The sequence below is a fragment of the Mesobacillus maritimus genome, from assembly GCF_044803185.1.
Taxonomy (GTDB): Bacteria; Bacillota; Bacilli; order Bacillales; family Cytobacillaceae; genus Mesobacillus_B; species Mesobacillus_B maritimus_B.
In genome coordinates, this window is sequence record NZ_CP085225.1 from 1,560,830 (window position 1) to 1,581,440 (window position 20,611).

The window sequence follows — 20,611 nt, forward strand, 5'->3', positions numbered from 1 at the left end:
CAGATTGTTTTTCTAAATTAGAAAGGGTAACCCGCAGTTTGTTATGGTCTAAATCTTCTCCGATAAAAACAAGTGTATTCTTCATCTTTAGACCTGAATTGGTATGTAGGTGCATGCCATAAGAATATTGAAATAGAAGGGTATCCGGATTTCATTTGAAACTGATATATCCTTTTATACGGTAAATAGTATCAGGCATTGTTCTTAAGAAATTTTCAAACAACTGTTCATCAATTGGGTGTAAAAAGGTATGGACATATGTTTTTATATGGGTATATAGGTGACAGGCACCTTCCATAATGTGGGAGGTGCCTGTCGCTATTTTGGCTTGTTTTCGCTGGGACGATGGCCCTTTGTCCACCTTGTTAAGACACGGATGGAAGTTGTAGGGCGCATTAATTCGGTTATCGGTCGGGTCAAGTTCATGACTTTTATAAAAGAATCATAGATACTCGGGTACTGTGACGATAGTAGGAAGACGTTTTTCGCATACCATTGGAGCAAAGAAAGTCCTAGAGGTTTTTTTCCTTTCGTAGCTGGATAACGAAAGTCCTCTGTTAATACCATATTCCAGATGGGAGCGATGATGTTTCCTGCTTTTTTATGAAAAGCTTGAATCAATTTCTGCTGAGAGTGATGTTGGTTTTGCAACAACTTTTGTAAAGCGAGTGCCTCCAGTACGGCAATACTCATCCCTTGACCAAAAAAAGGATCGATTCTACATAGGCTATCGCCAATCAGCAAAAGGCCATCAGGGAGTTTCTGCCCCTTATCGATTTTTCTCCATAGGATGTTTGGTACACGGTAAACGGCCATAGGAGATAAAACATTTGCATGTTGTAGTTCTTCATAGATATCTGGCTTTGGGAGTTTACGAGCGATTTCAAGGAGCCCCTTATCCTTTTTCAGCAGCTCTTTCTCATTAATTTCGTCATGATATCCGATCATTGTGACGATATAACGATTGCCCTCTACTTTTGAAAGAGATCCACCTATTTTTTCAGAAGGGGGATTGGGGTAGAGGAGTTTGATTTCCCAATCCCTCTTTTTAATGGATGGAAGTTCAACAAGTTGACTCACATAAGTCAAACCAATTTTCACTTCTTCAGTCGGGATATGGATTCCCTGTTCCTTTAACCAACGAAATGACATGCTGCTTGCCCCACTAGCATCTACAATCAGGTCTGCGGTAAGAGTGGTCAAGTTATGTGTTCCATTTATCACTTCAACCCCAGTGATTCGATTATCCTTGTTGTTATAAATATACTTTTTGACCGTTTGGTTATACATCACATCAACATTTGTGATTTTTTGTATGAATTGATCAATATGCCATTCAAGATGGGGACGAGTTTGCAAGGTGGTTGTGTAACCACCATCATAGCGATACTTCCAAACTCCGTGATGAAACCATGCTAGGTCTTTAGTAGAGTTGATTTTTATTGCTCCATTTAAGTGAAAGCGTTCGCTAATGCCTGGAAATAGATTTTCAAGCCCATGCTCCCCCGCATGGAGAAGGGCATGGATATGCTTGCCTTGCGGGACGCCCTTTCTAGGAGTTGGCGTAGTTGTTTCAGAATCTCGTTCTAAAATAATAACCTCTTGGAAAAAATCAGAAAGGACACGAGCAGCAAGTTTACCGGCAATACCGCCGCCGATGATAATCACTTTTTCTCTTTGTTGCAACGGATCAGACACTCCTATCAAGAATTGATGAATTGTAGTTAAATAGATATATTGTGAGATTAATTGTAACACTGTAGAGGAGATATGTTTATTTTTTATTAATAGTTTGTGACTGTGGGGGAGTGTCGCAGATGATCACTGGGACAAGGAACCTGTCCCTTTGTCCCAAAATTTTAGTATTCTTACATAAGGAGAAGTATGGTAATATCATATATAATTAAGAAAATTCTTTTAGATTAAAACTAAATACAATCGAAAAATATTATTCGTTTTATAATTTTATATATAATGGAACGATAAAGTAATGCATCTTTTTAACGTAACATTAAGACGAATAAAGAAAGGGATGCTAACTTGTGAATACAAAATACCTAGATTTACTGGCACAAACATATGACAATGAGGAAAAGGTAGTTACTGAAATTATTAATCTAGAAGCCATCCTTAATCTACCAAAGGGGACAGAGCATTTTGTTAGTGATTTACACGGGGAGTATCAAGCTTTTCAGCACGTGTTAAGAAATGGCTCGGGGAAGGTAAAAGAGAAAATCGAAGACATTTATAAAAAGGTATTAACGGAAAAAGAGATAAAAGAATTTGCAACCTTGGTTTACTATCCTGAAGAAAAAATCAAGTTAATTAAGAACGGGTTTGACAATGAACAAGAATTGCATCAATGGTATATAGTGATTATTGAGCGTATGATTAAACTCATTTCCTATGCCTCCTCTAAATATACCCGGTCGAAATTACGTAAAGCCTTGCCTAGTCAGTTTGTTTATATTATCGAAGAGCTTCTATACAAAGCGGATGAATTCACCAATTTTAAGGAACCTTATTATACAAAAATTGTTCAACAAATTATTTCCCTCGGTCAAGCGGATAAGCTTATTACGGGACTAGCCTATACGACGCAGAGATTGGTTGTTGACCATCTTCATGTGGTAGGGGATATTTATGATCGTGGACCCGAACCTGATAAAATTATGGAAGCTCTCATTCATTATCATTCTGTCGATATTCAGTGGGGAAATCATGATGTCCTATGGATTGGTGCCTTTGCGGGTTCAAAGGTTTGTCTGGCCAATATTATTCGGATTTGTGCTCGTTATAATAATTTGGATATTATTGAAGATGTGTATGGAATCAATCTTAGACCACTACTTAATCTGGCGGAAAAGTACTATCAAGATAATCCGGTTTTTAGACCAAAAATCCAATCAGGTGAAACCATATCTGAGGAAGAACGATTACAGATTACGAAAATTCATCAAGCGATTGCCATGATTCAGTTTAAGCTTGAAAGCCCAATCATCAAGAGACGACCTAATTTTGATATGTCTGAAAGACTTTTACTTGAGAAAGTAGATTATGATAAAAAGGAATTAACGATTCGTGGAACTTCTTATTCACTAGAAAATACTTGCTTTGAAACCGTCAATCCCTTGCAGCCTGATCAGCTCTTGGAGGAAGAAGCACAAGTGATGGACAAGCTGTTATTTTCTGTTCAGCATTCAGAAAAGCTCGCAAGACATATGAATTTTCTTGTGAAAAAAGGCAGTCTCTATCTGAAATATAACGGAAACTTATTAATACACGGCTGTATTCCTTTAGATGAAGAAGGAAATATGGAAAAAATGATGATTGAAAACAAAGCCTATGCAGGTCGTGAATTACTGGATATTTTCGAACATTATTTACGCCATGCTTTTGCCCATCCCGAAGAGACAGATGATCTTGCGACAGATATGGTCTGGTATTTATGGACAGGACAATATTCATCCCTTTTTGGCAAAAGAGAAATGACGACCTTTGAAAGATATTTCATTAAGGATAAGACAACCCATAAAGAAAAAAAGAACCCCTATTACTATTTACGTGAGAATGAGGAAACTTGCCGCAACATCCTAGCAGAATTTGATCTTGATCCTAATCAAGGTCATATTATAAATGGACATACACCCGTTAAAGAAATTAATGGAGAAAATCCAATTAAAGCAAATGGGATGATGATTGTCATTGATGGGGGCTTTTCAAAGGCTTACCAATCAACAACGGGTATTGCTGGTTATACGTTATTATATAATTCCTTTGGCATGCAGCTTGTCGCACATCAACAATTCAATTCGAAAGAAGATGTCCTACTAAATGGCACAGATGTTTTGTCAGTCAAAAGAGTGGTAGATAAAGAGCTTGAAAGAAAAAAGGTTCTCGAAACGAATATTGGAGCGGAATTATTACAGGAAATAAGTATTTTAAAAAGTTTGTTGGAATATCGGTATATGAAGCGGGAGAAGGGGCCTAAGGGAAGTGTTCCTGTCCAGCAATGAAAAATCCCCCCACTAATTTTCTACCGAAAATTAGAAGTGGGGGATTTTTTATGTATGCATTATATTACGATGCCGGGAACCTTTATTGATAGTATACTTTATCTAGTTTTCATCGAAGAGGTGGTCAGAAAATATGAAAATAGTAATTGCAGAGCGGGATAATCATGAGGGAGTTGCGATCGAATGGCTGATTTCCACCTATTCGATCCCGATTAACACGGTTTTTATTACTAATACAGTAAAGGAAACAATGGCTACACTTGAAAAAGAGATGCCAGAACTTCTATATCTCGAATTAGATATGATTCCCGCTGAACATTGGCTGCAAATTCAGCGATATGTAAAAATCTTTTCTCCTAAAATTATTGCGGTCACAGCAGAAGCGACTTTTGAACGGGCAAAACAGGCAATTGAACTAGGGAGTGTTGACCTGCTTGTAAAACCACTCGACCCTGTAAAAATAAGGCAATGTCTTCAAACGGCATTGTCACTTGTTGCTCATCGCGAGACGGTTGATGTCTTTGCCTCACATCATGATGAGGGGTATTCGTATCAAACATTATTTTTAGATCATGAGCAAAACAATGGAGAAATGGCATTGATGTTATTACATACGGAAACGAACGATAAGGTAGCTGATTTGCTGCAATTTCTAACGTATTTTCCCTTTCGTGAACATCCAACGATTCTTCCGTTAACCGATATGGTTGTTTGTTTATTCCAAAATCCGTCCCAGCATTTAAGAGATGAGGCATGGAAGGTATTGACCGAATGGGAAACTTCTAGTTTTGAGCCCCTTGCTGCGGTCATTATCCCAGCTAATCGAGAGATGAAGTCCGTGCATGAAATGTATCTAGCTGCAAGAAGGCTGTTAGAAATGACCTTTTTTATTGGGTATCGCCAAGTGATTTCACCGAAAGAAGGGTATGAATCGTGGTATGAAGTGGACCCGTTTTTAACGTCTGCGGAACAGCGCGAATGGGTCGAGATGTTAAATAACTTTGATAAACAGAAAATAAAAGAATGGATGCATGAAGAGTTTTTGCATATGGAATCGCCTTTTCCTAATCCAGAGAAATTAAGGACAAGACTGACGAGTATTTTAGCTCAAGTACGTCGCTTTATGAAAACATACCAACTTGATCAGGATGAAATGGAAACGTACTATATGAAAATTTTTTCTGAAATCTTGTACAACCGTGTGTTATACAGAATTGTCCAAGAAATGCTTTTATTTCTTTATGAGTTACTTGATCGGTCAAAGATTGCTGAAGTCTTTTCGAAAAAGGATGTGATTGAAAGAGGGATCCTTTATATCGAAAAGCATTATAGTAATCCTGATTTAACATTAGAAAATGTTGCTGGAGCAGTTGGAAGAAGTACGGCTTACTACAGCCATTTGTTAATGAAAAGGCAGGGAATGTCGTTTCGCCAGCTGTTAGCTGCTAAAAGGATTAACGAATCGAAACGACTGCTGAATGGAAGCCAGCTTTCAATTAAAGAAATCGCCAATCAAGTGGGATTCCGTAATCCTAGTTATTTTACACGATTGTTTAAAGAAATGACAATGATGTCCCCTCGTGAATATCGGTTGCATATCAGAGAGGGAATGGAGTAGGTGCTGAGATTATCGTTGTTTTCAGTGTCTTTCGATTTACACTTAAAATCGTAAATAATTATAAAAATCGTAAATAATTATTATTTTTTGAACAGAAAACGAATAATAACATCGCCCTCTTCAAAAAAAAGTATCGATTTTCGAAAATGAATCATCTATTTTTCCGTACAACTATTGTTTATAATTTTTGTTATATTATGATAAATGAATTCATCCAAAGGAGCTTTCCAAGTTTCTGAGAGCTGTCTCTTTTAGATGCTAATTCTTTTATTATTAAAAAAGGGGGAATCGATCATGTCTTTGCCAACAGAGAAGGGAATCGCATCTGAAGTTGTCACGAGTAAAAAGCAGCAAACGCGTCTTTCCGTATTCTTGCCCGCCTTTCTTGTCGTTGGAGGAGGAGCCATTTTAGGAATTGTAAACAATCAATTATTAGCAGAGATTTCAATGAACGGATTTATCGGCTCTTTACGAGGACTTGGCTGGCTTTATCAGGTTATTTCGATTGTCGCACTTATCATTGTATTTTTGGTAACGTTTTCAAAAATAGGGAACATTCGCTTAGGAGGTTCTGACGCAAAGCCGAAATATTCATTTCTCGCTTGGTTTGCGATGGCTTTGACGGGCGGAATTGCGACTGGAGTCATAACTTATGGTGTAAATGAACCAATCATTTATTTTGGAAGCATATATGGTGAAATGGCCAATACGGGTGTGGAGCCTGGTACATCCGCGGCAGCTATTTATGCGATGGGAAGATCGTTTTACAACTGGACATTTATTCCTTATGCGATGTATTCGCTGAGCGGTTTAGTTGTTGCTTATATGTATTTTAATCGTAAACAACCATTATCGGTGACGGGTACATTAACGCCTCTTTTTGGCAGCAAAATTACAAAGGGAATTTGGCCAGGGATTATCGATACTTTAGCTGTGTTAGCAATTGCGCTAGGTTTAGCTTCTTCCTTAGGTGCAGGCTTGGCATTAGTAGGTTCGGGGATTGAGACGGTTTACGGGATTAAACAAGGTCCGCTGGTTTGGTTCATTTTAGTGGTTGTTATCACTGGATTGTTTACGATATCTGCGTTAAAAGGTTTGGATAAAGGGATTCGCCGGATGTCAGATATTAATGCAAAGGTGTTTTATGTCCTGCTTGTGGTTTTGATTATTATTGGTCCTACTTTATACATTTTACAATCGTCAACAGCTGGAATGGCTCATTGGCTGCAAAACTTTTGGGAGTGGGGTCTTGATCCAGGTCTAATTGGTGGAGAAGCACTTGTTATGTGGTGGACTTTATACGACTGGGCCATTTGGATTGCTTATGCACCGTTAATGGGGATTTTCCTTGCGATTATCTCATATGGCCGAACGATTCGACAGTTCATGGTGATTAATTGGATTTTACCAGCGGTATTCAGTATTCTTTGGTTCGGTGTGTTTGGTGGAACAGCACTCAATTGGCAGCAAAACGGGACAGTTGATTTAGTTGGAACGATTACGGAAAGTGGTGCGGTTGCAGGGTTATGGGCATTCTTAGCTAATATGCCGTTAGCTGCCGTGATTATTCCAGTCGTCATGATTGCGCTCATCCTTTCATTCGCGACAGCAGCGGACTCGATGGTGCGGGCGATTGCGACGTTATGCACGGTCAATATTCGATATGATGAAGAACCTGCGAAATGGAAAATGTTGGTCTGGGCAATTACGATTGCAATCATTGCCTATGTGATGGTTACGTTCGCTGGCGGGGTCCAGGGCGTTGATGGCGTAAAATATTTAGCTGCGCTGGGCGGCTCTGCTGTACTCTTCGTCTTTGTACTGCAAGTCATATCAGCCATCAAAATGTTTTTTATCGATAAAATCGAAAAATAAAACGAGAAAGAGGGGGTCACATGGCGGATCAAGAGGTGAAAAAGGTTGCCCTAGGGAATGCAATAACATTAGAGATGTTTGTCTCGGTAGCACGTTATCGAGCTGATGTAGATTTTACTGAAGTTTACCGCCAAAGAGTCGAAAAGTCTTTTCAACTTGTCAACAAGTGGATTGATGAAGAGAAGATCATGTACGGGGTAAATACAGGATTTGGTGCGTTATCAACCCAAATGATAACCAAAGATCAGACCGCTTTATTACAAAGGAATATCCTATTATCTCATGCAACATCTGTTGGGGAACCATTGGAAGCAGAATGTGTCAGAGCGATTATGCTCATGGTACTGCAAAATTTAGGTCAAGGGTATTCTGGGGTTCGGATTGAGACATTGGAGCTTTATCGCCAATGTTTAAATCGTGGAGTCATTCCATTTACACCACGAGAAGGTTCGGTTGGATATTTAAGTGTTGAAGCGCATATTGCCTTAGTGATGATTGGTGAAGGAAAGGCCTATGTTGATGGGGAGTTGATGTCTGGAAAGGATGCTCTTCATAAGGTAGGCTTGAAGCCGATTGAACTCTCGGCGAAAGAAGGCTTAGCCTTAATTAGTGGAACGACAAGTCCAACTGGCCTTGGTGCACTGGCATTAGCCGATATGTTGCAAGCAGTAAAGGCTGCCGATATTATTGCGGCAATGTCGTTAGAGGTGTTACGCGGTACAACCCGTGCCTTTGATGACCGATTGATGAGAGCTCGTCCACATGAACACCAGCGAAATACGGCTGCAAATATAAGAAAGATTTTAGCAGACTCAGAGATTGCAAAACAGTCGATCGATCATCGCTTACAGGATGCCTTATCATTAAGAGCGATCCCGCAGCTTCATGGAGCAGCGAAGAAAACGCTCCTAGATGCGTTAGCTACCTTTGAAATAGAGATGAATGCATGCTGTGACAACCCGATTTTATGGCCGGATGAAGAAGAGGGGGGTACGATTTCAGGAAGCAATTGCGATTCATCGTATGTCGGAATCGAATTAGATTCCACGTGTATCGCGGCTACGGCGATTGCCAAAATGTCTGAACGAAGAAATTATCGTCTAATCAACTCGCATCTTTCAGGCTATCCTCCGTTCCTTGTTCAGAAAGCGGGACTCAATTCAGGATTAATGATCCCGCAGTATTCACAAGCAGGACTTTTGAATGATATGAAACGACTATCTCATCCTGCAACGGTTGATAGCATTCCGACTTGTGCGGACCAAGAGGACTATGTAGGCATGGGCTACAATTCAGCAAAAAAAGCACTTGAAGTTGCGCGAAAGCTTGAATATGTCGTCGCAATTGAGCTTTTATCGATCTATAGTGCTCATCAATTTGTGGAAGAGAATCGAACCCCTGGCTCTGCAACGAAGGCTGTGTTAGAGCGGATTGAACAGTCCATCCCGAGACTGACGGAAGACACCTATCTTTACCCTTATCTAGAACGATTGAGAGATTTTATTCATTCAGGAGAGATCATCTCAGTGGTAGAAGAGAAAGTCGGTACACTGCTTTAAGTTTTTATTTTTATTAAAAAGAAATAAATGGATAAATCAGAGGAGGCCATTATGGTGGAACAAACAAAAACGCAAAAAGTCATTCGTTATCGCGGAACGGAATTAAATACAAAAGGCTGGTTACAAGAGGCTGCACTGCGGATGTTAATGAATAATTTGGATCCAGAGGTTGCAGAACGGCCAGAGGACCTTGTTGTCTATGGCGGGATTGGAAAAGCGGCCCGAAATTGGGACTGCTTTGATGCGATTGTAAAATCGTTAAAAGAACTCGAAAGTGATGAAACATTATTGGTGCAATCAGGTAAACCAGTCGCTGTTTTTAAATCGCATGCCGATGCACCGCGTGTATTGATTGCAAATTCCAATATTGTCCCCGCCTATGCGAATTGGGATACCTTCCATGAATTAGATAAAAAGGGGCTTATGATGTATGGACAAATGACAGCTGGGAGCTGGATCTATATCGGTTCGCAAGGGATTGTCCAAGGAACGTACGAAACGTTCGCGGAGTTAGCCAAGCAACATTTCGAAGGTACTCTTAAACATACAATCACGGTCACTGCGGGTCTTGGTGGCATGGGTGGTGCTCAACCACTTGCGGTCACAATGAATGGCGGTGTTTGTATCGGAATTGATGTGGATGAAAGCCGAATCGACCGCCGGATTGAAACGCGTTATACCGATGTGAAAACAGATTCTTTAGATAAAGCCATCGAGCTTGCTACTGAGGCAAAGCTTGCAGGGGAAACATTATCAATCGGTCTGATTGGCAACGCTGCTGACATTCTGCCGGAGATGATTGCGAAAGGGTTTATTCCTGAGATTGTGACCGATCAAACGTCTGCCCACGATCCTTTGAATGGTTATGTTCCTTCGAAAATGTCCCTTGCTGAGGCGGCGCAATTGCGGGTGAATGATTCAGCAGAATATGTTAGACAATCGAAAGCTTCAATGGCTCAACACGTTCAAGCAATGCTTGATCTGATGGAGAAAGGAGCGGTTGCTTTTGATTATGGGAACAATATCCGCCAAGTTGCTAAGGATGAAGGGGTAGAAAACGCGTTTGCTTTCCCAGGTTTTGTGCCAGCCTATATTCGCCCGCAATTCTGCGAGGGAAAAGGACCGTTTCGATGGGTGGCCCTTTCAGGAGATTCAGAAGATATTTATAAACTCGATGAAGTCATTTTACGTGAATTTAGTGACAACGACCATTTATGTAACTGGATTCAGATGGCAAAGGAAAAAATTCAATTTCAAGGTCTGCCTTCTCGAATTTGCTGGCTTGGATATGGAGAGAGAGCACGCTTTGGGAAAATTATTAATCAAATGGTTGCGAGTGGCGAGCTAAAGGCGCCGATTGTGATTGGCCGTGACCATCTTGATTCAGGATCGGTTGCCTCCCCGAACCGCGAAACAGAAGCAATGAAGGATGGCTCTGATGTGGTTGCCGACTGGCCGATTTTAAATGCGATGATTAACGCTGTCGGTGGCGCGACATGGGTGTCCTTGCATCACGGTGGTGGAGTTGGTATGGGGTATTCGATCCACTCGGGAATCGTCATTGTCGCTGATGGCACGAAGGAAGCAGAAGCACGGATTGAACGCGTGCTAACAACAGATCCTGGAATGGGCGTTGTCCGCCACGTTGATGCTGGCTATGAAATAGCGAAGAAAACAGCGCGTGAGCGTGGAGTGAAAATTCCTATGTTAGAAATGGAGACTGAATAAACATGACAAAACCGATTTGGATCAAAAACATTCATCAATTAACAACTCTTGCATCCAAAGAGGAAGGTCCACGCTCAAAGGCAGCGATGTCTGCGTTGGGCATTATTGAAGACGGCAGTTTATGGATCGAAGACGGAGTGATCCAATCAGTCGGATCCACCGAAGAAGTAGAACGACTGTACGCAACAAGAATACACGAAGCTGACATTGTGGATGCAACCGGGCACCTAGTCACCCCCGGTTTAGTCGATCCACACACACATATTGCTTTTGGTGGAAGTCGTGAACGTGAATTTGAAATGCGCCTTGAGGGCGTATCGTATATGGATATTATGAATGCGGGTGGTGGGATTCATGCCACTACTCGCATGACCCGTGAAGCGAAAGAGGAAGAGATCATCAGCCAAACAACGAAGCGACTTGATTCTTTTTTACACCACGGTGTCACAACTGTGGAAGGAAAAAGTGGCTACGGAATGAATTTGGAAACAGAGTTGAAACAGCTGCGTGTGATGAAGCAGTTGCAACAATCCCATCCAGTTGATCTTGTGCCAACCTTTATGGGCGCACATGCCGTTCCGCCCGAGTTCAAAGGCAGAGAGGACGAATTCATCGATCATTTAATTGATGAGATGCTTCCGGTAGTAGCGGATGAGAAATTAGCGGAATTTAATGATGTTTTTTGTGAAAAGGATGTTTTTACCCCAGAACAATCAAAGCGAATATTGGAAGCTGGAAAAAAGTACGGTTTGATACCAAAAATTCATGCAGATGAAATCGTTGCCTACGGAGGAGCGGAATTAGCGGCCAAGGTTGGCGCGATTTCAGCAGAACATTTATTAAAGGCATCAGACGAGGGCATCAAAGCAATGGCCAAGGCAGGAACGATCGCCTGTCTGCTGCCAGCTACCGCTCTCTATTTGCGTGAGGATGCAGCGAATGGCAGAAAGATGATTGATGAAGGTGTTGCCGTAGCGATTTCAACTGATTGCAACCCCGGCTCTTCGCCGACAACCTCGATGCCGCTTGTCATGAACTTAGCCTGTATCTCAATGCGGATGACACCGGCTGAGGCCTTAACTGCTGCTACATACAATGCAGCTTGTGCTATCAATCGTCAAGACAAAATTGGCTCTCTTGAAGTAGGAAAGCAAGCTGATGTCGTGTTATGGAACGTGAAAAACTATCAGGAATTACAATATCTATTTGGCGTGAATCACACGAAGACCGTTTGGAAAAAAGGTGTAAAGGTGGTTGGATAACAAATGAGTCAATGGCTTCAACCATCCGAATGGTTATGGAATGTAAAAACAGACCAGCCAACTTATGTACATCAATGGGTTAAGCAGCTTTCAGCTATCGAGGGGAAACCGGACCTCGTTGTATATGGGGCACCGATTTCTCGGTCTTCGATCAGTGTATCTGGAGCATCGTTATATCCGAACGAATTTCGGCGGTTGTGGAAGGGATTTGCAACCTATAATTTAGATGAGGATGCCGATTTAACTGATTTGAAGGTGGCTGATGCAGGCGATATCGTGATGCATACAACCGATATTCTTTTGTCTCACCGTCGAATTGAAGAGGTAACAAGTGAAATAGTTAACAAATATTCCGAAAGCATTACATCGATGATTGGCGGTGATCACTCCGTAACGGCGTGTGCTGTTCGGGGAGTGAAGAAGGTGTATCCGAGTGAAAGAATCGGAATTTTGCAGCTTGACACCCATCTCGATGTCCGGGACCCTGCTGATTTAGGGCCGGCGAACGGTACCCCGATTAGGCAGCTAATTGATGAGGGGATTGTTAGGGGGGAAGATATCTTCAACATTGGCTTACATGGCTATTTTAATGCAAAACCATTGATTGACTATGCAAAACAACATTCGATTCAAATGGTGACATTAAAAAACGCTCGGAAAGCTGGGGTTGTTGAATCCGTTAAGGAAGCGCTTAGTCAATTATCCGAAAAAGTAGATCGAATCTATGTAACTGTCGATATGGATGTTCTCGATATTTCAGTAGCTCCAGGAGTGCCTGCCTCCACACCAGGAGGTTTGTCTGCATCTGAGTTATTCGATTCTTTGCTCGTGGTTGGAAAGTATCCTTCAGTCCGTCATATCGACTTTGTCTGTTTGGATCCGAGTAAAGATTCTCCAGTAGCAGAAACCACTAAAACCGGAGTATATGCCTGGCTGCAATTTGTAACAGGCCTAAAATTACGGTAAAGGGTCAGCGGGGACAGGCACCTTGTCCAGGGAAAAACATGGGACCGGGTTCGGCTGCTTCCTATTTTGGAATGGATGAAGCCGTCTTCCGTCCCCGTACTTTTAGCCCCCCATGTTTTTCGGTATTTCGAAGGAGTCATTCCCTTTAGTTTTTTGAGGACCTTTCAAGAATAGTCAACGCAAGGGGATGTACCTTGTGCTTGAAACACCCGTTTGAGATGTTAGAATGAGTTTTTTATGCTATTACCTAAGGGTACTGAGGATCGTGAGAGGCATAAAACACAAATTGGGCTCAATCCTATAATTAACAGGATTGAGCTTTCTTATTATTTGTCGATGTTTTTCGGGGCTCACCAGCTCAGGACGTCGAGATCAAATTTTATCGAAAACATTTTGTAGTTAAGTCTCAAAACTTAGTCTATTTCAAAAAGTCCATTAATTTTTGGGACGTACCATTGCACCGAGTTCAAGAAGAATGGTAACCTTCCTATGTCTCCATAGACTAAATAGATTTTTAAACTATTAAAATAGAAGCAAAAGGTACATCCCTTTGCTTCTATGGTGATTGGATATTTAGTATTTAAGGCTGAACTCATACTCATAAACAGCAAAGGGTACGCCCCCTTTACTCATTCTCATTTGGGACAATGTACCTGTCCCTTGTGTCCCTACCCCCACTTAATTTTCTACTAGAAGATTAAGTGGGGGTATTTTACGTATGCGCTATACAAGGACGTTTAACAGTCAGTTAACTTCCAAGTTGGTTTCTTTGACAAGGTCTTTCAATTCTTGGGTAGTGCCAGGCACCGAAACAATTGGACTAGTGGGAAGGATCTGCCGTTTGCCTGAACATAATAGTTCAGGAGTGGAAAAGATAAGAACAGTCCCTATGCATCAATTCTCTTTAATTATTAACATACCTCTTTTTGTGTGAAAATGCTTTTTAAAATATGGGATAACAAATCTATCGAGGCCATAGTAATATCTGCTTTTTCCAATAAATAATAGAATCATTGCTATGACGAAAAGTTTTGAATCTAGGCTAGATAAGCCAACCCCTGACATGATAAAGTTCGCATTCATGAAAGCACCAGCAATTAAGGCTGGAACTGTCGCTAATCCTGAGATTAATCCTAAGCCAACAAGAAGTTCTCCCCAAGGAATTAGAATGTTAAAAAACTCTATATTTGGTAACGCAGCTGTTTCGAGGAAGCTGGCATACCAACCTTGAACTCTAGGATTCTCTCCACTAGCACTTGCAATGGCTCCTTGTATAAATCCACTTGCATCAAATTCAGATCCAAGTTTAGAATAACCTGCTTTGAGCCATTGAAGTCCTAACCAAATTCGTACAATCGATAAACCAATTGCTACTAGTCCATTTAAATGTTTTCTCATAATGAGTGTCTCCTTTTAATTTCTATACGCTTATTTTAACGAGCCACTTCATCAATTACGGTGATTGAGGTCAAATTTTCAGGATTTTGTTTGGGAGATGTTGAATTCCATTAAAATCGGAAAAGTGTTTTCTTGTTGACATTTTTTAAAACTTGCCATAAAATTTTAAATTAATAATCGATAGATGTTTATTTTTAACTTCTTAACCATTTAGGGCTTTAGCATTCTTTTAATATTTTCATATTGACTGGATGAAAAGGTTCTAAAAGATAAGAATGGAAGAATATCGTAAATCGGTGCATGTTCGTTTATACATATCCCGTTTCTGTTTAGAAAGGGAATTTTTAACATCGTTCATTTTTCCATAAAAAGGTAGTTCTTTAAAAAACTTAGTTTAAGTTAGTTGAAGGAAAACCGACAATTTTCAAAGCTGCAATGATTTTAAAGAATCATTGAAGTTTTGAAGTTGTCGGTTTTTTTTATTTTAAAAAACATATGGGCAAACAAAACCTATGACTTTTAGAAACTTTTTCTAAAAGAAAATTTATTATGTTTTAATGCTGTTTGAAAGGAGATTGTTTGATGTGAGTTCATCATTATTGTTATCTGTATTTCTTATGATGCTTGTTGTTTCTGGAATTAGTAGTCTATTATTTTTACACCCGCGAGTACCCTTGAGGTTTGTTCGGATACATATTGGAGTTGTTGCCGTACCGCCATTGGTTGCCTTATTGGCTGTTACGAATACTCGTACGACTGAAGTTGTTGGGCCTTTGTACTTAGATACATTAGCTTGGTTAATGGCTTTCTTTGTCCTTTTCATTGGTTTAATTATTCAGCGTTTTTCTGTTCGCTACCTGATGGGTGATCGCTCTTATCGGAAGTATTTTACGCTGTTTACCTTTACGACAAGTGTGGCTTCGATTGCATGGTTAAGTGGTGATTTCCGTTTAATGGTGATCTCCTGGGGAGCCACTCTTCTTGGTTTAATCTTGCTTATCAAGCTAAATAGTGGATGGAAAGTAGCCAGTGAAGCAGCCAAGGTTACGGGTCGCTTATTTACATTGAGTTGGTTTTCATTATTCTTCGCGGTGATTTGGCTTTTTCAAGTCACAGGTCAATGGCAGTTATCACTCGCGTTAACAAATGAAAGTTTGGCTCAACTTGGAGTGTGGGATAGAACTGGGGTTAATTTATTGATCGTATTAGCAGTAATTATTCCTGCAGCCCAATGGCCTTTCCATAGATGGTTAATTGAGTCTGTCGTTGCTCCGACTCCTGTTTCTGCGATTATGCACGCAGGTTTAGTGAATGCTGGTGGGATTATGCTCACTCGATTTTCCCCTCTTTTTAACGGGGAGATCGCTTCAATTCTGTTACTGATTCTGGCAAGTATTTCTGTATTGATTGGATCTGGAATTAGTTTAGTCCAGGTTGACTATAAACGTCAGTTAGTAGGATCCACGATTGGGCAAATGGGGTTTATGCTCATTCAGTGTGCATTAGGTGCGTATATCGCAGCCATCATTCATCTGATTTTACATGGTTTGTTCAAAGCGACGCTGTTTTTACAGGCTGGTTCAGCGGTACGTCGTTTCGAAGTATCGAAGAGTGTGAATGAAAGGTCATCCTATTTATGGATCATAGCGGGAAGGGCTTTAGGATTAGTGGTAGGGGTTGCTTTTTGGCTCATCGCTCCTGGAGAAGGATATCAATTAATCAGTGCGCTTATTTTAGGGTGGTCATTGTCCGTTTCTTGGACCCAGCTCGTCGCTTTTGGAGAGGGGAGAATTGGCAAAATCGCTGGCGTATCCTTTTTAGGAGGAGCAGCCATCATTTATTTTTTCATTCATTCCCTTTTCTATGAGATGTTGCATACAACCGTTTATCAAAGTGTTCAACCACCAATGACGGTTGTCATCCTTGTCATTTGTCTCTTGCTTTTAGGCAGTGCTATAGGGGCGTGGGTTGCTCGGAATACTTCTTCCGTCTCCTTCGCAGTCATCTATCTGTGGTTAGTACGATTGGGTGAAGCAAAGCCAAAGTCAGTAGAAAGTCATCCAAACTACCTTAAACATTATTTAACACAAGGAGGTAAGCAGTGATGGGTGTAGCATCAGCAGTAATGAAAGAAGATTTTAAAAAGAAAACTAGATCTATTCATCTCGAAATAAGGGAAATCAGCGTTTTAGTTGAGTCTGCCAGCCAAGTGATTGCACCGCTTTGGCCAATTTCTTCCTTTGCAGCACGTAATCCGTGGTTGGGACTTGAGAAGCTATCTTTTGACCAGGTTGCAGGGGGATTAAAACACAATCATGATGTGGACATCTATCCAAGTGCTTCGATGATTCTATCGGCAAAGAAGAAAGGGGAGATAGATGAAGCAAATGTGGGCGTGGAGCTACAGCGCTGGCTTGATTCACAATCACTTTCGATTCCACGGGATGTTGCCGAGCGATTCTGTCAGGCGGCACTAAAGTTAGAAGCATTGCCTTCTGAACTTTTATCATCACGAGAGGTAGAGAAATTAGTCGGTGAAGTTGGTGGACTGAATACGGAGGGTGTTGAGACTTGTTCGATGCAGCCAATCAGTTCTCAAATCGAGAATCAAGATCGTGAAAAGCTAGTCCATCTTCTCGATCACCATATGATCAAGTGGTGCAAATTATACCTCGATAACTCTCAGGCAGGTTGGACGATGCCAAATCGCGAAGAAGGATTCTATCGTGCGTGGCAGCGTCTCGTTCGATACGATCCGGCCCTTACTAAAGTTCAGCGTGATAGTTTAAAAGATTGGCCACAAGAGCCACAAAAGGCTTTGGAAAGAGCGTTAGTCAGACTAGAAATCTCTGAATCAGACATACAGTCTTATCTGGAAGGTCACCTGCTTTCCTTACCTGGGTGGGCAGGGATGATGCTTTACCGCTCCCGACAAAATAGCCATGAACATGCACTCTTAACAGAATATTTAGCCGTTCGACTATCTTTGGAGTGGGCGTTGGTAAAGCCATATTTGCCTCTGACCAACCAACCTGCCGAGAAGAAAGTTTCGATGACTTCGCTGTTAGCGGCTTGGATCCAGTGGGGCGAGCTTACCCTCGAGGAATGGTCACAGCTGTCAGCCACTGAACAAAACGAATACTTATTATTTGCCTATAAATTCGATAAGAAGCTTTGCAGAAAACTTTGGTTAGAAGCTTGGGAGCAAACCTACACAGAGCGGTTGAGCCAGAAGCTTCTTTCGAAACAACAGGAAATCAACTATAAAAAATCGTCACTCGCTCAATTTGCCTTCTGCATTGATGTACGATCAGAACCCTTTCGTCGTCAACTTGAAAAACAAGGTCCAATTGAAACGATTGGAATCGCTGGTTTCTTTGGCTTGCCGATTGCAACGAGTGAACTCGCGAGCAATCATAGTCATGCTTCTTTACCGGTCATCCTAAAACCTCAGCACAAAATTAAAGAGTCAGCGGATGACAAGGAACTCCAGTCCTATCAACAGCGGAAGCAAGCGGTCAATTCGTTAAGTTATACCTTTAAAACAATGAAACAAAATGTCCTTCCGAGTTTACTTTTACCTGAGTTAAGTGGCCCTTGGCTTAGTCTACAAATGGTCGCACGGAGCTTTGTGCCCAAAAGTGCCAATCGCCTGATTCGTAATGTTCGCGAAACTTGGTTGCGCAAACCGAATACAAAGCTTACATTAAACCATACCAATCGCACAAAAGCGGAGGTCCCTGTTGGTTTTTCCGAAAAAGAAAAAGTCAATTATGCACGCCAAGCTTTAAAAATGATGGGGCTAACAGAGAATATCGCACCATTAGTGGTCATTTGCGGCCATGGTAGTAGTAGTATAAACAACCCTTATGCCTCTGCCCTCGACTGTGGTGCTTGCGGTGGGGCGGCTGGTGGATTTAACGCAAGGGTATTGGCTGCATTATGTAATCTTCCAGAGGTAAGGAAAGAGCTTGCTGCTGAAGGAATTGACATCCCTAAGGACACCGTTTTTGCAGCCGCTGAGCACAATACAACCGTCGATGAATTAGGTTGGCTTTATGTTCCTGAACTTTCCGAGGCAGCACAAGAAGCCTTTGATTATATAGAAGCGATTATGCCGAAAGTAAGCCAAAAGGCCAATGAAGAGCGTTTAGCTCAATTGCCAAATTTTCAATCCCAACTTAAAAATCCGCAGGCTGAAGCACACCGATTTGCCGAGGATTGGAGTGAAGTACGTCCAGAATGGGGATTAGCACGGAATGCCGCTTTTATTATCGGTCCACGTGAATTAACCCAGGATTGTGATTTGGAAGGGAGAGCGTTCCTTCATAATTATGATTGGAAGCAGGATAAAAGTGGGGAGCTCTTAGCTAATATTATTGCAGGACCGGGAACGGTTACTCAATGGATCAATCTACAGTATTATGCCTCAACGGTAGCCCCTCATTATTATGGAAGTGGAAATAAAGCCACACAAACCGTTACGTCAGGCCTTGGGGTGATGCAAGGGAATGCAAGTGACTTATTAACCGGACTCCCTTGGCAATCGGTCATGCAATCCGATCACGAAGCGTATCATTCTCCTCTGCGTTTGCTGATTGTGATCCAAGCACCTAGTAAATATATCGAACGGTTATTAAAGAATGATTCAGCCTTTCGAGAAAAAGTTCAAAATGGATGGGTTCGACTTGCTAGTATGAATCCGCAAGGACATTGGAAAAATTGGTATTAAAAATTAGCCGGATAAAATGATTTGTTATTCATTTCATCAAACGTGAAGGGTGGACACGATGAATTCAAATAAAAATAAAAAGGCTTTAGTTTTAACAGACATGGAAAGTGGATGGGGGCCGGTCCTGCAACAAGTGACGAACATTCAATTAGAAAATATGTTGATGATTCAAAGCGATGGACCCGTCATCTCCCATCCTTATGGAGATATCATGAGGTCAATTGTCCTTGCTATTTATCAGGAAAATGTGGAGGAGATCTTTGTTGTGGGAACTAAAGAGAAAGGGACCACTTCAGTTCATGGTCAAAGCCCTTTTGATCTAGTAAAAGATAAAATCCAAACAGTAGACTATCTTTTTCAAAATTGTATGCCTGAATTCTCAGGTGGTACGGTCAAGGAATGGCTAAATGGAAATGAAAATGGGACGGGGCAGGTCGAAAAGAGTGTGAAGATCATTCGTCATCATCCCTTAGTTCCAGCATATGTTAAAGTGCGAGGGTTCATGGTAAATGATAGAGATGGAGAGATCTCAAATGTGGAGCTTTCTCAAATAGAACAGCTAAAACAGCGTCAAGCATAACCTGATTCCTACGTGTTTTTTGGAATCGATGGTCCTGTAAAAAAGAAGGCAGAAACGTTTATCAATAGTAAACGCTTCTGCCTTCTTTTTTTAAGGTTCATTTTCTTATTACACTATGTGTAAAATGCAAAATCACATCTACTTTGACTTCGTTCGAAGTAGATCGTTTATATAAAATTTCGATTGCTCGGTCCGACAGTAAGTGGTTGGAACAGCGCTTGGACAGTTGAGCGTCCGTAATATGACCAGAATTATGGTGCGATTTTCCATAGGATGCATTACCTATTAGCGAATGGTGCCTGGCACTGTTCGCCCTATACTCCATCGCGGGTGGCAGACCTCAACTAACCGAGAAAATATAAAATAATATCGATATAATATTATAAATAGTTTGACAATTATAAATAATTTTAATACACTAAGAGAGATTAAAAGTTTCATAACCTAATATTCTAATTAACAACTTGATAGAATATTAGTTTTGTAAGCACTTAATCAACAGAAGTTTTTATACGTTTACTTCCGAAAAATTCCATCTTGTTTATTTTAGGAGGAATTGTCATTGGAATTATAGTCTTTATGCAAAAAGTCACTATTTAGAAGGGAGTTGAAAAAGGACTCAAAGGGAAGGAATTTATGGTGAAGACATGATTTACCTGTCAGTTTCATGTTGCTCCATTTAATTCTCTGATTTCCAAAAAAGGTCACCCAGTTCTTATTGAAGTAGTTGTATTAACTCACTAAGATCTTTTATTGATAGGTACGTAGGATAAACAGCAACAAGTTCAAATTAGTAATCTTGTTAAATCGACACCTTCAGCCCGCTACATAAAGTAACTGAATAACAATCATGTATATATTTTTTTTTACTTGCTAT

At 40.9% G+C, this 20,611-nt stretch carries 13 protein-coding genes; 10 read left to right on the top strand and 3 right to left on the bottom strand.

The features are described 5' to 3' along the window. Nucleotides 1-151 precede the first annotated feature (151 nt). Together LG336_RS07495 and LG336_RS07500 are read right to left on the bottom strand one after the other, a co-directional pair. Nucleotides 152-298 carry a GTP-binding protein gene (locus LG336_RS07495; RefSeq protein ID WP_404331950.1) on the bottom strand — a complete coding sequence of 49 codons (147 nt, stop codon included), beginning with the start codon at nucleotides 296-298 and terminating at the stop codon, nucleotides 152-154. A 20-nt stretch (nucleotides 299-318) separates the two neighbouring features. Next, on the bottom strand, nucleotides 319-1,686 hold the full coding sequence (locus LG336_RS07500; protein ID WP_404331951.1) for an NAD(P)/FAD-dependent oxidoreductase: 1,368 nt from the start codon (nucleotides 1,684-1,686) through the stop codon (nucleotides 319-321). A 356-nt stretch (nucleotides 1,687-2,042) separates the two neighbouring features. Here LG336_RS07500 and fbp point away from each other — a divergent pair, with 356 nt between their 5' ends. The 7 genes from fbp (at nucleotide 2,043) to LG336_RS07535 (ending at nucleotide 13,024) form a co-directional block, all read left to right on the top strand. Further along, complete coding sequence (fbp, locus tag LG336_RS07505) at nucleotides 2,043-4,016, top strand: fructose-1,6-bisphosphatase (RefSeq protein ID WP_404331952.1); 1,974 nt, start codon at nucleotides 2,043-2,045, stop codon at nucleotides 4,014-4,016. A 133-nt stretch (nucleotides 4,017-4,149) separates the two neighbouring features. Next, nucleotides 4,150-5,634, top strand: a complete 1,485-nt coding sequence (locus tag LG336_RS07510) for a helix-turn-helix domain-containing protein (RefSeq protein WP_404331953.1) — start codon at nucleotides 4,150-4,152, stop codon at nucleotides 5,632-5,634. A gap of 294 nt (nucleotides 5,635-5,928) precedes the next feature. Next, nucleotides 5,929-7,509, top strand: a complete 1,581-nt coding sequence (locus tag LG336_RS07515) for a BCCT family transporter (RefSeq protein ID WP_404331954.1) — start codon at nucleotides 5,929-5,931, stop codon at nucleotides 7,507-7,509. Nucleotides 7,510-7,529: 20 nt separating this feature from the next. Continuing rightward, nucleotides 7,530-9,068 (top strand): histidine ammonia-lyase, encoded by a 1,539-nt coding sequence (gene hutH, locus LG336_RS07520; protein WP_404331955.1) that lies wholly within the window; start codon nucleotides 7,530-7,532, stop codon nucleotides 9,066-9,068. 51 nt (nucleotides 9,069-9,119) lie between these two features. Beyond that, nucleotides 9,120-10,796 (top strand): urocanate hydratase, encoded by a 1,677-nt coding sequence (hutU, locus tag LG336_RS07525; protein ID WP_404331956.1) that lies wholly within the window; start codon nucleotides 9,120-9,122, stop codon nucleotides 10,794-10,796. Nucleotides 10,797-10,798: 2 nt separating this feature from the next. After that, nucleotides 10,799-12,058, top strand: a complete 1,260-nt coding sequence (gene hutI, locus LG336_RS07530) for an imidazolonepropionase (protein ID WP_404331957.1) — start codon at nucleotides 10,799-10,801, stop codon at nucleotides 12,056-12,058. 3 nt (nucleotides 12,059-12,061) lie between these two features. Next, nucleotides 12,062-13,024: an agmatinase family protein gene (locus tag LG336_RS07535; RefSeq protein WP_404331958.1), complete on the top strand. Its 963-nt coding sequence runs from the start codon at nucleotides 12,062-12,064 to the stop codon at nucleotides 13,022-13,024. Between the two features lie 894 nt (nucleotides 13,025-13,918). Here the strand turns inward: LG336_RS07535 and LG336_RS07540 are convergent. After that, complete coding sequence (locus LG336_RS07540) at nucleotides 13,919-14,422, bottom strand: DoxX family protein (RefSeq protein WP_404331959.1); 504 nt, start codon at nucleotides 14,420-14,422, stop codon at nucleotides 13,919-13,921. A 557-nt stretch (nucleotides 14,423-14,979) separates the two neighbouring features. On the opposite strand from LG336_RS07540, the gene LG336_RS07545 reads away from it, so the two are divergent. From LG336_RS07545 to LG336_RS07555, 3 genes are read left to right on the top strand one after another with little or no spacing between them, the layout of a single operon-like run. Continuing rightward, nucleotides 14,980-16,527 (top strand): NADH dehydrogenase subunit 5, encoded by a 1,548-nt coding sequence (locus LG336_RS07545; RefSeq protein ID WP_404331960.1) that lies wholly within the window; start codon nucleotides 14,980-14,982, stop codon nucleotides 16,525-16,527. Continuing rightward, nucleotides 16,527-19,154, top strand: coding sequence for a DUF2309 domain-containing protein (locus LG336_RS07550; protein WP_404331961.1), 2,628 nt, complete (start codon nucleotides 16,527-16,529; stop codon nucleotides 19,152-19,154). Before LG336_RS07545 ends, LG336_RS07550 begins: the two co-directional genes overlap by 1 nt. A 58-nt stretch (nucleotides 19,155-19,212) precedes the next feature. After that, nucleotides 19,213-19,734, top strand: a complete 522-nt coding sequence (locus LG336_RS07555; protein WP_404331962.1) for a carbonic anhydrase — start codon at nucleotides 19,213-19,215, stop codon at nucleotides 19,732-19,734. The last annotated feature ends 877 nt before the right edge of the window (nucleotides 19,735-20,611 follow it).

Coding starts and splice junctions, on each gene's coding strand:
- LG336_RS07540 (WP_404331959.1), bottom strand. CDS start 14,422: ATGAGAAAACATTTAAATGGACTAGTAGCAATTGGTTTATCGATTGTA.
- LG336_RS07495 (WP_404331950.1), bottom strand. CDS start 298: ATGGAAGGTGCCTGTCACCTATATACCCATATAAAAACATATGTCCAT.
- hutI (WP_404331957.1), top strand. CDS start 10,799: ATGACAAAACCGATTTGGATCAAAAACATTCATCAATTAACAACTCTT.
- LG336_RS07510 (WP_404331953.1), top strand. CDS start 4,150: ATGAAAATAGTAATTGCAGAGCGGGATAATCATGAGGGAGTTGCGATC.
- LG336_RS07515 (WP_404331954.1), top strand. CDS start 5,929: ATGTCTTTGCCAACAGAGAAGGGAATCGCATCTGAAGTTGTCACGAGT.
- hutH (WP_404331955.1), top strand. CDS start 7,530: ATGGCGGATCAAGAGGTGAAAAAGGTTGCCCTAGGGAATGCAATAACA.
- LG336_RS07555 (WP_404331962.1), top strand. CDS start 19,213: ATGAATTCAAATAAAAATAAAAAGGCTTTAGTTTTAACAGACATGGAA.
- LG336_RS07545 (WP_404331960.1), top strand. CDS start 14,980: ATGCTGTTTGAAAGGAGATTGTTTGATGTGAGTTCATCATTATTGTTA.
- hutU (WP_404331956.1), top strand. CDS start 9,120: ATGGTGGAACAAACAAAAACGCAAAAAGTCATTCGTTATCGCGGAACG.
- LG336_RS07535 (WP_404331958.1), top strand. CDS start 12,062: ATGAGTCAATGGCTTCAACCATCCGAATGGTTATGGAATGTAAAAACA.
- LG336_RS07550 (WP_404331961.1), top strand. CDS start 16,527: ATGGGTGTAGCATCAGCAGTAATGAAAGAAGATTTTAAAAAGAAAACT.